The organism is Mesorhizobium sp. B2-8-1 (assembly GCF_006440955.1).
GTDB lineage: Bacteria > Pseudomonadota > Alphaproteobacteria > Rhizobiales > Rhizobiaceae > Mesorhizobium.
Genome location: NZ_VFTX01000001.1, coordinates 319,932 through 333,844 on the forward strand (window position 1 = coordinate 319,932; position 13,913 = coordinate 333,844).

General features: G+C 64.1%; 10 protein-coding genes. 5 read left to right on the plus strand and 5 right to left on the minus strand.

Going from position 1 to position 13,913, the window contains the following annotated elements; translation table 11 throughout:
* The first annotated feature begins 42 nt into the window (after positions 1-42).
* Positions 43-903: a MurR/RpiR family transcriptional regulator gene (locus FJ428_RS01620; protein WP_140675114.1), complete on the plus strand. Its 861-nt coding sequence runs from the start codon at positions 43-45 to the stop codon at positions 901-903.
* Positions 904-918: 15 nt separating this feature from the next.
* Here the strand turns inward: FJ428_RS01620 and fhuB are convergent, their stop codons facing one another.
* The 5 genes from fhuB to FJ428_RS01645 all read right to left on the minus strand — a co-directional run bounded on the left by fhuB (position 919) and on the right by FJ428_RS01645 (position 8,513).
* The gene (fhuB, locus tag FJ428_RS01625) at positions 919-2,913 is read right to left on the minus strand and encodes a Fe(3+)-hydroxamate ABC transporter permease FhuB (protein ID WP_224519133.1); all 1,995 of its coding nucleotides are present in this window, start codon (positions 2,911-2,913) and stop codon (positions 919-921) included.
* Positions 2,914-2,924: 11 nt separating this feature from the next.
* Complete coding sequence (locus FJ428_RS01630) at positions 2,925-3,800, minus strand: iron-siderophore ABC transporter substrate-binding protein (protein WP_140878817.1); 876 nt, start codon at positions 3,798-3,800, stop codon at positions 2,925-2,927.
* 22 nt (positions 3,801-3,822) lie between these two features.
* Entirely contained in the window at positions 3,823-6,012 is a 2,190-nt protein-coding gene (locus tag FJ428_RS01635) for a TonB-dependent siderophore receptor (RefSeq protein ID WP_140878818.1), read from the minus strand.
* 136 nt (positions 6,013-6,148) lie between these two features.
* Positions 6,149-7,033 carry an AraC family transcriptional regulator gene (locus FJ428_RS01640; RefSeq protein WP_181167180.1) on the minus strand — a complete coding sequence of 295 codons (885 nt, stop codon included), beginning with the start codon at positions 7,031-7,033 and terminating at the stop codon, positions 6,149-6,151.
* 124 nt (positions 7,034-7,157) lie between these two features.
* On the minus strand, positions 7,158-8,513 hold the full coding sequence (locus FJ428_RS01645) for a glutamine synthetase family protein (RefSeq protein WP_140878819.1): 1,356 nt from the start codon (positions 8,511-8,513) through the stop codon (positions 7,158-7,160).
* A gap of 474 nt (positions 8,514-8,987) precedes the next feature.
* On the opposite strand from FJ428_RS01645, the gene ftsZ reads away from it, so the two are divergent.
* The 4 genes from ftsZ (at position 8,988) to FJ428_RS01665 (ending at position 13,910) form a co-directional block, all read left to right on the plus strand.
* Positions 8,988-10,025, plus strand: a complete 1,038-nt coding sequence (gene ftsZ, locus FJ428_RS01650) for a cell division protein FtsZ (RefSeq protein WP_140762541.1) — start codon at positions 8,988-8,990, stop codon at positions 10,023-10,025.
* Between the two features lie 335 nt (positions 10,026-10,360).
* Positions 10,361-11,335 carry a sugar-binding transcriptional regulator gene (locus FJ428_RS01655; RefSeq protein WP_181165158.1) on the plus strand — a complete coding sequence of 325 codons (975 nt, stop codon included), beginning with the start codon at positions 10,361-10,363 and terminating at the stop codon, positions 11,333-11,335.
* A 45-nt stretch (positions 11,336-11,380) separates the two neighbouring features.
* Entirely contained in the window at positions 11,381-12,826 is a 1,446-nt protein-coding gene (locus FJ428_RS01660; protein WP_140497757.1) for an extracellular solute-binding protein, read from the plus strand.
* A 160-nt stretch (positions 12,827-12,986) separates the two neighbouring features.
* Positions 12,987-13,910 carry a sugar ABC transporter permease gene (locus FJ428_RS01665; protein WP_013896837.1) on the plus strand — a complete coding sequence of 308 codons (924 nt, stop codon included), beginning with the start codon at positions 12,987-12,989 and terminating at the stop codon, positions 13,908-13,910.
* Positions 13,911-13,913 lie beyond the last annotated feature (3 nt).

Genomic DNA, 13,913 nt, shown 5'->3' on the forward strand with positions numbered 1-13,913 from the left:
TTCCTTGGCCGTGCGGCTGGACGCCAAAGCGCAAGGGGGATCATGTCCGTTCTGAACAGGATCAATGCCAAGCTCGACGGCATGGCGCCCGGCGATCGTGAGATCGGCCAGTACATCGTCGAAAATCCCGAGGAGATGCTGCGGCTGTCGACGGCTGCTCTTGCGGCTGAGATCGGGCGCAGCCAGTCGAGCGTCGTCAAATTCAGCCAGAAGCTCGGCTATGCCAGCTACCAAGAGCTCAAGCTCGCCGTCAGCGAAGCCAAGGCGCGGGAATGGCAGGTGCCGGCCGGTATGATCCACGGTTCGATCGAGGTCGGCGACGGCTACCAGGTCATCCTGAAGAAGCTGATCGGCAGCAAGCTTCTGTCGATGGAGCGGACCGTCGCCGCCAACAGCGAGCGGATCATCTCCAGGGCGCTGGAATTGCTGGATGGTGCGCGCCGCATACATCTGGCCGGCGTCGGCGCCTCCTCGCTGGTGGCGCGTGATTTCTCCTACAAGCTGATGAAGCTTGGCCGCAATGTGCTGCATGACAGCGACAGCCATATCCAGATGGCCAATGCCTCGACGCTCGGGCCTGACGATGTGCTGTTCGCGCTCTCCCATTCGGGCGCCAGCATCGAAACCTTGCGCATCGCCGAGCTCGCCCGCAAGCGCGGCGCCGTGGTGATCGCCGTCACCGGCCTGCACGACAACCCGCTGGGCCGCGTTGCCGATATCTGCCTCTACACCATCGCCGACGAGGAGCGTGCGCGCTCATCGTCCATCACCGCGCGCGATGCGCAGCTGACGCTGACCGACCTTCTGTTCATCCTCATGGTGCAGAAGCAGCCGGACGCCAATGACTACGTCCACAACAGTGAGGCGGCGGTCTCGGTGCTGAAGGCCGAACGGTCTTCCTGACATGCCCGGACCGCGTCAGCCCTGGCGCGGCACGCCCCTGGCAAGCAGGTAGACGAGATACGGCCCGCCAAGCAATGAGGCGAACAGGCCGACAGGCAGTTCGTACGGGAAAGCCGCCATGCGCGACAGCCAGTCCGATATGGTCATCAGCAAGGCGCCCAGAAGCATCGCCCCGGCAAGATGAATGCGTGCGCGCCAAAAGCCGAGGAGCCGGGCAAGGTGCGGCGCGATCAGGCCGACGAAGCTCAACGGGCCGACGATCAAAGCGGCCAGCGCGGTCAGGAGCGCGCTGACGACGACCAGCATCAGCCGCCCGCCGGCTACGGGCACGCCAAGTCCGCGCGCACTGTCGGCCCCGAGCGGCAGGATGTCCAGCCAGCGCGCGGCAAGAAAAAGCGGCGGCGTCAGTGGCAACAGGCAGGCCAGTGCAACGGATGCGTCCAGGGCGGTCGCCTGGCCGGTCGAGCCGCTCAGCCAGCGCAACAGCATATAGGACTGTGCATTGCCCATCGCGATCGTCGCGGTGATCAGCGCGCTACACAGCGCGCTCATGGCAATGCCGGCAAGCAGCAATCGGTCGGCGCCGAACTTTGCCTTGGCGGCGATGGCCAGCATGGCGGCCAGTGCCGCCAGTGAGCCCGCGGCCGAGCCGGCGAGCTGCCAGCCAAGCCCGGCCGTTGCGCTGACCGTCAGCACGGCGGTCAGGCCGGCGCCCGCGCCGGTGCCGACGCCAAGCACTTCGGGGCTCGCCAGAGGGTTGCCGGTAACGCGCTGGATGACCACGCCCGCCGCCGCGAGCATCGCGCCGGCGGCCGCGGCCACGCCGACACGCGGCGCGCGCCAGGAGACGAGATCGGCCAGCAGGTCGCAGCCGGCGATCGACCACCCTGCCGGTCCACGCCCGACGACGAGAGCCAAGGCGGCGGCGGCAAATGTGAGCGCAAGCAGGACGAAGATGATGAGCCATGGCCGGCGAGCCTTGCGCGGTGCCGCGCCATTGGAACCGAGATGCGGCCATTCGAACATGCGCAGCCTCGGCAACAGCCACAGCAGCAGTGGGCCGCCCAGAAGCGCGGTTCCCGCGCCGGTCGGAATGCGCTCGCCGCCGGCTCCGGCGGCGAGCTGGACCAGCCCGTCCGTCAGCCACAGCAGTACTGCGCCGATCAGCGGCGCGGCGACCAGCTTCTGCCGCAGGGTGCGCGCGCCCGAAAGCGTGGCGAGCGCCGGCGCGGCAAGGCCGACGAAACCGATGACGCCGATCTGCGCCGCGACAGTCGTTGCCATCCACACCGCAAGCGCGATGATGAGAAAGCGGCTGGTGTGGCGGGCAACGCCAAGGCCGCGCGCCGAGGCGTCGTCGAGGCCAAGGATGGTCAGCGGCCGCAGCAGCATCAGCGCCGCGGCGGCGCCGGCCGCCAGCCTGATCGTCAGGGCGATAGCCGGTTGCCAATCCTGCTGCACCAGCGACCCGCCGCCCCAGATGAACAGCGAGAACAGGTAGTCGCCATTGGCGAGGATCAGCGCGGCGCTGACGGAACTCGCGGTCAGCGCCACCATCATTCCGGCGAGCACGACCGACACCGGCTCCAGCCCGCGCCGCCAGGTCAACGCCAGCACCAGCAGCACAGCGGCGGTGCCGCCGGCAAAGGCCACCAGCCCTTGCGATCGCTCCATCAGCAACGGCGCGTAAAGCGAGGCGAGCGTCATCGCCAGTTGCGCGCCGCCCGAAATGCCGAGCGTCGATGGTTCCGCCAGCGGATTGCGCAGCACATGCTGCAACAGCAGGCCGGACAGGCCGAGCACGGCGCCCGCCAGCACCGCTACGACGGCGCGCGGCAGCGAGCTGTAGAACAGGATGACATGCTGGAGATCGCCCGGCACCGATGCCGGCTGCTGCATGCCGACGCGCCATGCGAACAAGAGTGTGGCCAGCCCCGCGAGCAGGCCCCACAGGATGATGGGCGACCGCGCGCCGCCGATGGTGCGGTGAGGCATCTCGCTCCGGGCCATGGCGCGCTCCGTCACGAAGCATGACCCGCAAGCGCCGCCGTCGCCAGCCGCGCGAAGCGGCGCGCCGACGGCAGGCAGCCGAAATGCTTGATCGCTTCGAGCACCGCGACGCGGCCTTTGCTCACGGCCGGCAGCGCGTTCCACAACGCATTGGTGGGAAGCGAGCGCCCGACATCCGCCGGCAAGGGCGAGACGATCAGGATGGAGGCCTCGGGCACCCGCGCCAGCGCCTCCAGGCCAACGGGTGCTGCCGCGCTGTAACTTGTCTCTTCGGACCAGGCATTGACCAGGCCGAGCCGTGTGAGCACGTCACCGAACATGGAGTCGCGGCCGAAGGCGCGGAAGTGCCTGGAGTCGCCGAGGCTGATGACAAAGACCGGCCGTGCGGACCTGGTTGGCATGGCGGCGCGACGCCGCGCGATGTCGTCGGCGGTGTCGCCGACGTAACGCTTCGCTTCGGCCGGTCGTCCGAGCTTTTCGCCCAGGGCCAGCGTCGCTGCCTCGGCGAGTGCGTAGGGCGGCACTCCGGCCTCGTAGACGGTTTGCGCGAACACCGGCGCGATGCGCTCCAGAATCGGGCGTTGGTACTCGTAGAAATTGGAGATGACGATCAGGTCCGGCGCGACGATGCGCAACAGCTCGTAGTTGGGCGTGCCGCGCAGTCCGAGATCGGTCACGGATTGGGGAATTGCAAGCTCGACCGCAATCCTGCGGAACTGGATCAGTTCGGCCGCCGCCGCCGGCTCGAGGCCGAGCGCCAGAAGCGTTTCCAGCATGCCCCAATCGATCGCGGCAACATTTGTCGTCCTAGTCCTGCCGGCAACCGGCGGCAGCAAGGCCGCGGCCGTTAGCGCAAGCACCTGCCGTCTGTTGGGCGGATGGATCATCGCCGGCGGGTTCGGTCCATGATTACCAACTCGTGTGCGCCTTCAGCTTGAAGGAGCGGCCTTCGCCGTAGGAGCAGGTGAGCGTTGTCTGGCAGCTCGACACATACGTCTTGTCGAAAAGGTTGGTGATGTTGAGGTCGACGCCCCAGTTCTCCTTCTCGTAGCCGAGCTTCAGGTCGGCCAGCGTCACCGCCGGAACCTTCGCCGTATTCTCATTGTCTGCCCATGAGGAGCCGATATAGCGCAAACCGCCGCCAATCGAGATGCCGTCATACCAGTCGCCACGGAAGGTGTAATCGACCGATGCGGAAGCCATCACTTCCGGCACGATGAAAGGCGTCTTGCCGATGAGCGCCGGGTTGGCGTCCTTGGTGATGTCGATGTCGTAAGCTGTGAATGCACCTGTAAGCCGGAAATCCTCGGTCACGTTCACCTTGCCTTCGAGCTCGACGCCGCGTGAACGCACCTCGCCGGTCTGCATCTGGGTGAAGGGAGTGACATTCGACGGCACGTTCTGGCGGGTCAGGTCGAACAGCGACAGGGTGAACAGGCCATCGACGAAAGTCGGCACGTACTTCACGCCGACTTCGTACTGCGTGCCCTCTTCCGGCTTGAACAGATTGCCCACCGCGTCGGTGCCGATGATCGGATTGAAGAAGGTGGCGATGCTGGCATAGGGGGTTACGCCGTTGGCAAACTCATAGGCCAGGCCGGCGCGGCCGGAGAAGTCGCCAACCGTGCTGCTCTGCGTGCTGGAGCCCGCCGAGTAATAGGTCGGGCGGTTGTCGGCTTCGAGCCAGCCACGGTCGTAGCGGCCGTTCAGTGTCACCAGCCAGCCGTCGCCAAAGCGCATTTGATCCTGTGCATAGAAGCCAAGCTGCTTCTGCGTCAGGTCCTGATTGAGATAGCTGACGCGAGGCGTCAGCGGCGAACCGTACACCGGATCGAAAGCGTCGATCGGATTGTCATAATTGGGATCGTAGAGGCCGGACGACTGTACCTGGTCGATGTTGTAATATTTGAAATCGACGCCGGCGAGGATCGTATGTTCGATCGCTCCGGTCGCCACCTTGCCTTCGATCTGGTTGTCGGCGAGGAACGTCTTGGCCGTGGTGTCGTGATCGAAATTGATGCGCGCCAGCTCGGTCGGCCCTCCGATCGTTGACCAGCCGTTCGGATAGACGCTGACCTCGTTGATGTCGGCGGGGGTGAAACGGGCGTTGGAGCGAACGGTCCAGTCATTGTCGAACGTGTGCTCGAACTCGTAGCCGAGCGAGCCCTGCTCGCGTTTGTAGAGGTCGATGCTCGGTTCCGTGAAGTTCGCATCGGGATCGATGCGGCCATAGTTCACGCCGCCGACAATGTGATCGGTCACGGTTCCATCATAGGGCAGGAAGCTGCCGCCGTTATGGTTCTCGTCGATGTGGCTGTAATTGGCCAGTATGGTCAGCGTGGTCGCTTCGTCTGGCTTCCAGCTAATGCTCGGCGAGATGAAGCCGCGCCAACCGTTCTGCAGGTCGCTGTAGGTATCGCCGCCGGCGACCTTGCCCGTCATCCGGTAGCTGACCGTGCCGTTGTTGGCGACGTCGCCGATGTCGAAGCCGAGATAGACATTGCCGGCATCGTTGACGCCGGTTTCGACATAGCGCGTGCGGTCGAAGTCCGGGCGCTTGCTGACATAGTTGACCAGGCCGCCCGGATTGCTGCCGCCATAAAGCACCGAGGCCGGCCCCTTCAGCACTTCGATGCGCTCAAGGCCGAAGCTGTCGACATAGAAACCGCCGAAACCATAACTGAACAGCTGGAGGCCATCCATGTAGGTGCCGGTGGCCGTTGCATCGAAGCCGCGAATGTACATCCAGTTGGTGTCACTGTCGGGACCGAAGGGTTGGGCAAAGACGTCCGCGGTGTAGCGCAGCGCCTCGTCAGCCTTCTGTGCACCCTGATCCTCGATCTCCTGCCGTCCGACCACCGAGACGGATTGCGGGACCTCCTTGATGTCGGTCGCCGTCTTGGAACCGGTTCTGGTCGTCTTGGCGACGACGCCGTCGACCGGCCCGGTCGCGCTGTCTCCGGCCTCGCCCTCGACCACCACCGGTTCAAGCTGGGTGCTGGATTGCGCCGTCTGCGCGAACGCCGGCATTGGCGGGATCATCGCGGCGGCTGCGACGCCGGCCGCCAGAAGCGCCTTGATCCGGTAGATTCTGCTCATCAGGAAAGTCCCCGCCTGCCGTCGTTGAGATACTTGATGATTTACCTCAACTTATCAGCGGGTCATTGGACTGATTTGGGCGGTTGTCCGTTCTTGTCCAAACCACGGGATGTCGCGGTGCCATGTTGCGGAAATGTCACTGACGGCCGGCGCTCTTCATCCACGCACCGGGCGTCAATCCGACCACGGACTTGAACACGCGGGTGAGGTGCGCCTGGTCGAAGAAGCCGGTGGCCTGGGCGATGTCGCCAAGCGAGGCAGCCTCATGCGCCATCATCGCCTTTGCCCTGTCGATCCGCGCCTGCATCTGCCAGCGATGCGGCGGCACGCCCGTTGCTGCCTTGAAGGCATGGCTCATCGCGGTTTCGGACAGGCCGGTCAGCGCGGCAAGATCAGCAAGGCGGATCCTGTCCAGGCAGTGGGCGTCGATGTAATCCGTGACAAGGCGCAGTTTGCGGCGGGGCAGGGGCGACCGGCGCCTGACGGCACTTGGCCGGTCTATCTGGAAAAGGCATGCGAACAAGGCGTTGAGCAGACCCTCGCCATAAAGATCATGCAGGTTCCACTCGCTGCCGCATTCAGCGGCGATAAGGCCGGCAAGCGTAGCGATCCGATCATCGCGAAACTGGAGGCGCGATATCTGCAAGGCATCGCGATCGAGGCTGCGGCCGAAGCGGCGGGTCAGTATCGCCGCGTCGAAATGAAGGTCGAGATGCCTGATCCGTTTGAGTCCCTCGACCCGGCCGCGGATCGGCACCCCGGCCGGTATATAGGCCATGGAAAACGCCTGGTTGTGGCGGCGCGGTTCGCCCTGGGCGCCTTCGACGACGAAGGCACCGTCGCCGTCGATATCGAGAGCGACGAACAGTCGGGGGTCGGGAGAGACGTAATAACCCTCGGCATAGTCACCGCATGAGACATCCCAGAGGTCGGCGACCACGCCGTCCCAGACGTGCCATTTCAGCTCGCCGATCACGGCAAATCCCTGAATTCGGCTCTCCATGCGCGCGACGAAGGTCAATTCTGCTTATCCCGGGCATAACATGATAGAAACAATCATGTTATGCCCGGTCAGCGACAGCACCGCAAGCCCTTGCGTCGAAGGTCGTGCTGAACCGACGCCGCTGCTGTCGGTCAGCGCAGCCTCAGACGCTTTCGAGATAGGTCTCGATCTCGAAGTCGCTGACGTTGAGCGCGAACGTATTCAGTTCCTGGCGTTTGCAGGCGATGAAAGAGTGGCGCAGGATCGCCGGGAAGATCTCCGCCACATGCGTCCCGCTTTCAAAGGCCGCGATCGCGGATGCCCAGTCCGGCGGCAGCTTGGCCGGGGCAAGGCCTTGCCCGTCGTTCCCGGTTGGGTCGCCCGGTGACATCTGCCTTTCGATGCCGACCAGTGCCGCGCCCAGTATGGCGGCAAGCACAAGATAGGGATTGGCGTCCGCTCCCGACACGCGATGCTCGATCCGGCGCGCACCAGTCGGGCCGCCGGGAATGCGGATCGCGACCATGCGGTTCTCGTAACCCCAGGCGACGGCGGTCGGCGCGTAGGATCTCGGCCGGAGCCTGCGGTAGGAGTTGAAATGCGGCGCGAACACCAGCGTGCTCTCGGCCATCGCCGCCAGCAGTCCGCCGACAGCGTGGCGCATAATGCCGGAGCCCTGGTCGGTGCCGTCGTCGAAGACGTTGCGCCCGTTGGCGTCGACAAGGCTGAAATGGACGTGGAAGCCGTTGCCGGCTCGGTCGCCATAAGGCTTGGCCATGAAGCAGGCGGCAAAGCCGTGCTTGCGGGCAATGCCCTTCACCGTGCGCTTGAACAGGACGGCGTCGTCGGCCGCCCGCAGCGCGTCCGCGACATGGTTCAAATTGATCTCGAACTGGCCGACGCCGTTCTCGGCAATGGCGGTATCGACGGGAATGCCTTGTGCTCGGCAGGCTTCGTAGATGTCGTGGATGAAGGCCTCGAAGTCGTCGATCTCGTCGATTGACAGTGCCGCGTCGGAATCCAGACGCCGCCCGGTGACCGGCGAGACAGGCCCGACCGGTCGCTGCGATTGCGGGTCTACAAGATAGAATTCGAGCTCGGTCGCGACCACAGGCGTCAGGCCCAAAGCCTTGTAGCGGTCGAGGATACGGGCCAGTGCCCGCCGGGGATCACCGAGATACGGTGCGCCGCCTTCGTCGGCGAGCCAGAGCGGGATGAGGGCGGTCGGATGGGCCGTCCAGTTCACCGGAAGGATGCCGCGGCCGGTCCATTGGCACAATCCGTCTGCGTCGCCGGTCGAGAACACCAGCGCGTTGCCTTCGATATCCTCGCCCCAGATGTCCAGCCCGATCAGCGAATAGGGCATGCGCAGCTTGCCCTCCAGTGCCTTGCGCGCCTGCTCGACGGGGATGCGCTTTCCCCGCATGATGCCGTTGAGGTCGCACACCGCGGCCCTCAGGCTCTGGATGTCGTTTCGGCTCTCAAGCCAGCTCAGAACGTCCGCAATTGCATCGCCCAATTTCCAACCTCTGGTTTCGAAGGTGCCCGAGCCCTGATCGGCCGCGCTGTCCCTGGTAAAAATGGCTTGTGAGTTTTCGGGATCCATAGCTGGCCGCAGCCGGATGTTTCCCTATTTATTCAAGTCATTAGCTGGGATGTCGGGAGGCATTTCAAAACCAGTTGCGCGATCTGCGACCGAAACATAGAGGCAAGAGCGTGGAAAGCCAAGGCTCGGTATCGGGCTCGGCGCGCGCAGGGTGAAGCCGGGATGCCGGCATCACTCTCGGGCATGCGCGGCCGTCGTGGGGATATGAAACGTCCCTATCACAAATCTTGACCTTCCCCGCACTTGCACCTCTGGCCGCTCTCTGGCTTTTTGGGACACCCATCCGAGCGGACTGATTCGTCACGCCGCTCTGCGTCGATTGCCGTTTTGCGGTGTGATCGATCTGGCGGGGCGTGAAGCGCGAGCGACTGGCGAAGGAGAAGACGCATGGCCGAGTTCAAGAAGCCCGAGATCTCCGAGATGAGACCCAAGATCACCGTTGTCGGCGTCGGCGGCGGCGGCGGCAACGCCATCAACAACATGATCGCCGAGCAGCTTCAGGGCACCGAATTCATTGCCGCCAACACAGACGCGCAGGCGCTCACCATGTCCAAGGCGACGCGGCTGATCCAACTCGGCGCGCATGTAACCGAAGGGCTGGGCGCCGGATCGCTTCCCGAGATCGGCCGCGCCGCGGCCGAGGAATCGCTGGACGAGATCATGGACCATCTGGCCGGCACCCACATGTGCTTCGTCACCGCCGGAATGGGCGGCGGCACCGGAACCGGCGCCGCGCCGGTCATCGCCCAGGCGGCGCGCAAGGCAGGCATCCTGACGGTCGGCGTCGTCACCAAGCCGTTCACTTTCGAGGGCAGGCGCCGCATGCAGATGGCCGAAGAGGGCATCGAGCGGCTGCGCGAAAGCGCCGACACCGTGATCGTCATCCCCAACCAGAACCTGTTCCGGATCGCCGACGCCAAGACCACATTCGCCGATGCCTTCGTCATCGCCGACCGGGTGCTCTATGCCGGCGTCAGCTGCATCACCGATCTCATCGTCAAGGAAGGCCTGATCAACCTCGACTTCGCCGACGTCAAATCGGTGATGCGCGGCATGGGCCGCGCCATGATGGGAACCGGCGAGGCGTCAGGCGATAGCCGGGCGATGAAGGCGGCGGAAGCCGCCATCGCCAACCCGCTGCTGGACGAAATGTCGATGAAGGGCGCCAAGGGCGTGCTGGTCTCGATTTCCGGCGGCCGCGACATGACCCTGTTCGAGGTCGACGAGGCCGCCACGAGAATCCGTGAAGAGGTCTATGAAGACGCCGACATCATCGTCGGCGCCATCTTCGACAAGAGCATGGAAGGCCGGTTCAGGGTTTCGGTGGTGGCCACCGGCCTCGACCGCGGGCTCGGCGTGGAAGATGCCGATGCCGGCATGCCGCACGACCATTCCATGCCATTCGCGGCGCGGACGTTGCAATAGGCGCTGCTCGCCGGCGGTCTTGGCCGCTGCCGGGCACCTCGACGTCGCCGGCGCACCACCAAGTTCAGCCTGGAGCTGATCACCCGAAAGCGGCTTGCCGAATGGTGCGATCCGCTCACCGGCGAATGCTGGGCGCCGCCGCTTCACCTGGACGGCGGCGACGGTGATCGGGTTCCTGCGCTTTCGCTGCCGCTGTTACCCTGACCGGTGCCACGCCCGGTGTTCGCTCGTCCATTCTCGTTGAAAATCAGCGTTTGCAGGCGCTTGGCGCTTGACTCCGATGCGTCCATGTGAAAAATTTTGCAGAAACTGAAAAAAATATCAGAGGGCGGAACGTGGTTGGATTTGGAAACGGCCTCTTGCGCGATGATGAAACCGGCATGGCGGCACGCGCCGCCTGGCTTCATTACGCTGGCGGCCTGACCCAGTCCGAGGTTGCCAAGCGCCTCGGGCTGACCAGCCTCAAGGCCCACCGCCTCATCACCAAGGCCAATCAGGAAGGGCTGGTGAAGGTCTATATCGACGGCGAAGTCTCGGAATGCGTCGAGCTCGAGGACGAGCTGTCGCGCCGCTACGGCCTCGATTATTGCGAGGTGGTTCCCGATTTCGATTCCGAGGAATTGCCGCTCAAGGCGCTCGGCATCGCCGGCGCGCAATTCCTCAAGCGTGAGATCGAACGCGGCGAGCAGGCGCTGATCGGCGTCGGCCATGGCCGCACGCTCGCCGCCTGCGTGGAATACCTGCCGCGCAGCTCGACAGACAAGATCCGCTTCGTTTCGCTGCTCGGCGGCTTGACGCGGAAGTTCTCGGCCAACCCGCATGACGTCATTCACCGCCTCGCCGAGCGCACCGGCGCCGAAGCCTATGTGATGCCGGTGCCAATGTTCGCCAACACGGTGGACGACCGCGCGGTATTGCTGGGACAGAAGGGCATCAGCGAGGTTTTCGATCTCGCAAGATCCGCCGACCTTTTGTTTGCCGGCATCGGCACGGCCGAACGCGAAGCCTCGCTCGTCGCCACCGGCATGATCGAGAAGGGCGAGATGGAGGAGATCCGCCGCAATGGCGGCGTCGGCGAATTGCTCGGCCATTTCTTCGACGATGCCGGCAAAGCGGTGGCGACAACCCTTTCCAATCGGGCGCTGGCGCTGGCGCGCGAGGACATCGCCAGCCGCCGGATCGTCGCGGTCGCCGGCGGCAAGGTCAAGGTTCGAGCCGTCAAAGCGGTGCTGGAGGGCCGCTATCTCAAGGGCCTGATAACTGATGAGCGGACAGCGCGATCGCTCGTGGAGGAGACGCCAGTCGGGTAGCCGGCGTCGGTTCAGTTAAAACTACCCTGTGGAGGAGAAGACCAAATGCATGAGAAAGAGAAAGACCTCATTGACGCTTTCCTGCGCGGACAAGTCGACCGTCGTGGGCTGATCAAGGGCCTGGGTGCGATGGGCCTTGCCGCCGGCACGGCCGGTACGCTGCTCAATCTTGGGCAGACCCGGGCGCTGGCCGCCGACTTCGACTGGAAGGCGCACCAGGGCAAGACCATCAAGCTCCTGCTCAACAAGCATCCCTATGCGGATGCGATGATCGCCAACCTCGAAAACTTCAAGCAGTTGACCGGCATGAATGTCGTCTACGACGTGTTCCCGGAAGACGTCTATTTCGACAAGGTCACGGCCGCGTTGTCGGCGAGCTCGCCCGAATACGATGCCTTCATGACCGGCGCCTATATGACCTGGACCTACGGCCCAGCCGGCTGGATCACCGACCTCAATGAATGGATCAAGGATCCGGCCAAGACCAACCCCAACTATGCCTGGGATGACTTCCTGCCCGGCGTCAAGAACTCCTGCGCCTGGAACGGCAAGCCGGGCGGCGCTCTGGGGTCCGAAGACGCCAAGCAATGGTGCATTCCGTGGGGCTTCGAGCAAAACAACATCACCTACAACAAGGGGATGTTCGACAAGGCGGGCGTCAAGGTTCCCGGCAATATGGACGAGATGGTGGCCGCGGCCGCCAAGCTCACCAAGGATGTCGGCGGCGGCGTCTACGGCATTGGCGTGCGCGGGTCGCGCTCCTGGGCGACGATCCATCCGGGTTTCCTTTCGGCCTACGCCAATTTCGACCAGAAGGACCTGAACGTGTCGGCCGACGGCAAATTGTCGGCCGCCATGAACACCGCCCAGTCCAAGGCTTTCCACAAGCAATGGGTGCAGATGATCCAGGAAAGCGGTCCGAAGGACTGGTCGACCTACACCTGGTACCAGGTCGGCGCCGATCTCGGCGCCGGCGCCTCGGCGATGATCTTCGACGCCGACATCCTCGGCTACTTCATGAATGGCGGCGACAACAAGATGGCCGGCAAGCTTGCCTTTGCCGCCTTCAAGGCCAACCCGGAGGCCAAGGCGCCAACGCCGAACATCTGGATCTGGTCGCTGTCGATGTCCAACTTCTCCAAGGACAAGGACGCCACGTGGTACTTCATGCAGTGGGCCTCCGGACCCGAGCATGCTCTGTTCGGCGCCACCAAGATGGATTTCGTCAATCCGGTCCGCCAGTCGGTCTGGAAGGATGAGACGTTCCGCGAGAAGCTGAACAAGAGCTATCCCGGTTATGTCGAGATGTTCGACGCCTCGGCGCCGGGCGCCTCGATCAAGTTCACGGCGCAGCCGCTGTTCTTCGATCTCACCACCGAATGGGCGGCGACGCTGCAAAAGATGGTGGCCAAGGAAGTGCCGGTGGACGAGGGTCTCGACAAGCTGGCCGAAAGCATCAACGGCCAGCTCAAGGAAGCCGGCCTCGGCTAGATGTAACAGAGGACCGGCCAGCCTTGGCAGGCCGGTCCTCACCTGACCTTTTCAAGATTGCGACGCGGGGCCGTAAGGTGGCCGCCAATTCGCCCGACCGGCCGCCTTGCTCCCTTGGGCGGCCGGTCGGGCGGAGCGACAGGGACAACGGAGCAGCACGATGACTGCGGTGGTATCGCAAAGGCCCAAGCCCTCGGGCTTCAGGATCAGCAAGAGAGTGCTGCCCTACGTGCTCAGCCTGCCGGCTCTGCTGGTCTGCATCGGCATCCTGATTCCGTTCCTGACCTCGGTCGTCTATTCCTTCCAGCGCTATCGGCTGAGCCAGCCCTGGGCGCGGCAGTTCAACTGGGGCGACAACTACATCTCCTTCTTCACCGATCCGAAGTTCTGGAACACGCTCAAGATCTCGCTGCTCTATGCCGGCACCACGGTGGTGCTGGAACTGCTTCTCGGCCTGGCCATCGCGCTGCTTTTGCAGAAGCGATCGACCCTGAACAACTTCATCTCGATCATGCTGCTGATGCCGCTGATGACGGCGCCGGCACTGGCCGCGCTGATGTGGAAGCTGATGACCAATCCCGGCTTCGGCGTGCTGAGCTATCTTGCCAGCCTCATCGGCTTACAGGATTTCCGCTGGGCCTCGTCGCCGTCGACGGCTTTGTTCACCGTCGTTCTCGTCGATATCTGGGTCTACACGCCCTTCATCATGATCCTGCTGCTTGCCGGCCTGCGCAGCCTGCCGACGCAGCCCTTCGAGGCCGCGGCCCTCGATGGCGTGCCGAGGAGCTTCGTCTTCTTCCGCATCACGCTGCCGATGCTGACGCCGTATATCCTGACGGCGACTTTGTTCCGCCTGCTCGATTCCATCCAGCAGTTCGACATCATCTACGCCATGACGCAAGGAGGACCGGGCGACACGCTGACCGTCTTCCAGGTCGAGGCCTATCTCAACTTCTTCCAGTCGACCAATGTCGGCCGCTCGGCGGCGCTGATGATCATCCTGTGGGCGATCACCTATTTCCTCTCCAACATCTTCATCAAGAACTGGCTCAGGCTGCGCGAGCGCGCCCGTGGCCAGGCATAGGAG

What these genes read in the sequence shown, in the direction of transcription:
- FJ428_RS01620 (WP_140675114.1), top strand. Translation starts at nt 43, where the DNA reads ATGTCCGTTCTGAACAGGATCAATGCCAAGCTCGACGGCATGGCGCCC.
- fhuB (WP_224519133.1), bottom strand. Translation starts at nt 2,913, where the DNA reads ATGGCCCGGAGCGAGATGCCTCACCGCACCATCGGCGGCGCGCGGTCG.
- FJ428_RS01630 (WP_140878817.1), bottom strand. Translation starts at nt 3,800, where the DNA reads ATGATCCATCCGCCCAACAGACGGCAGGTGCTTGCGCTAACGGCCGCG.
- FJ428_RS01635 (WP_140878818.1), bottom strand. Translation starts at nt 6,012, where the DNA reads ATGAGCAGAATCTACCGGATCAAGGCGCTTCTGGCGGCCGGCGTCGCA.
- ftsZ (WP_140762541.1), top strand. Translation starts at nt 8,988, where the DNA reads ATGGCCGAGTTCAAGAAGCCCGAGATCTCCGAGATGAGACCCAAGATC.
- FJ428_RS01660 (WP_140497757.1), top strand. Translation starts at nt 11,381, where the DNA reads ATGCATGAGAAAGAGAAAGACCTCATTGACGCTTTCCTGCGCGGACAA.
- FJ428_RS01665 (WP_013896837.1), top strand. Translation starts at nt 12,987, where the DNA reads ATGACTGCGGTGGTATCGCAAAGGCCCAAGCCCTCGGGCTTCAGGATC.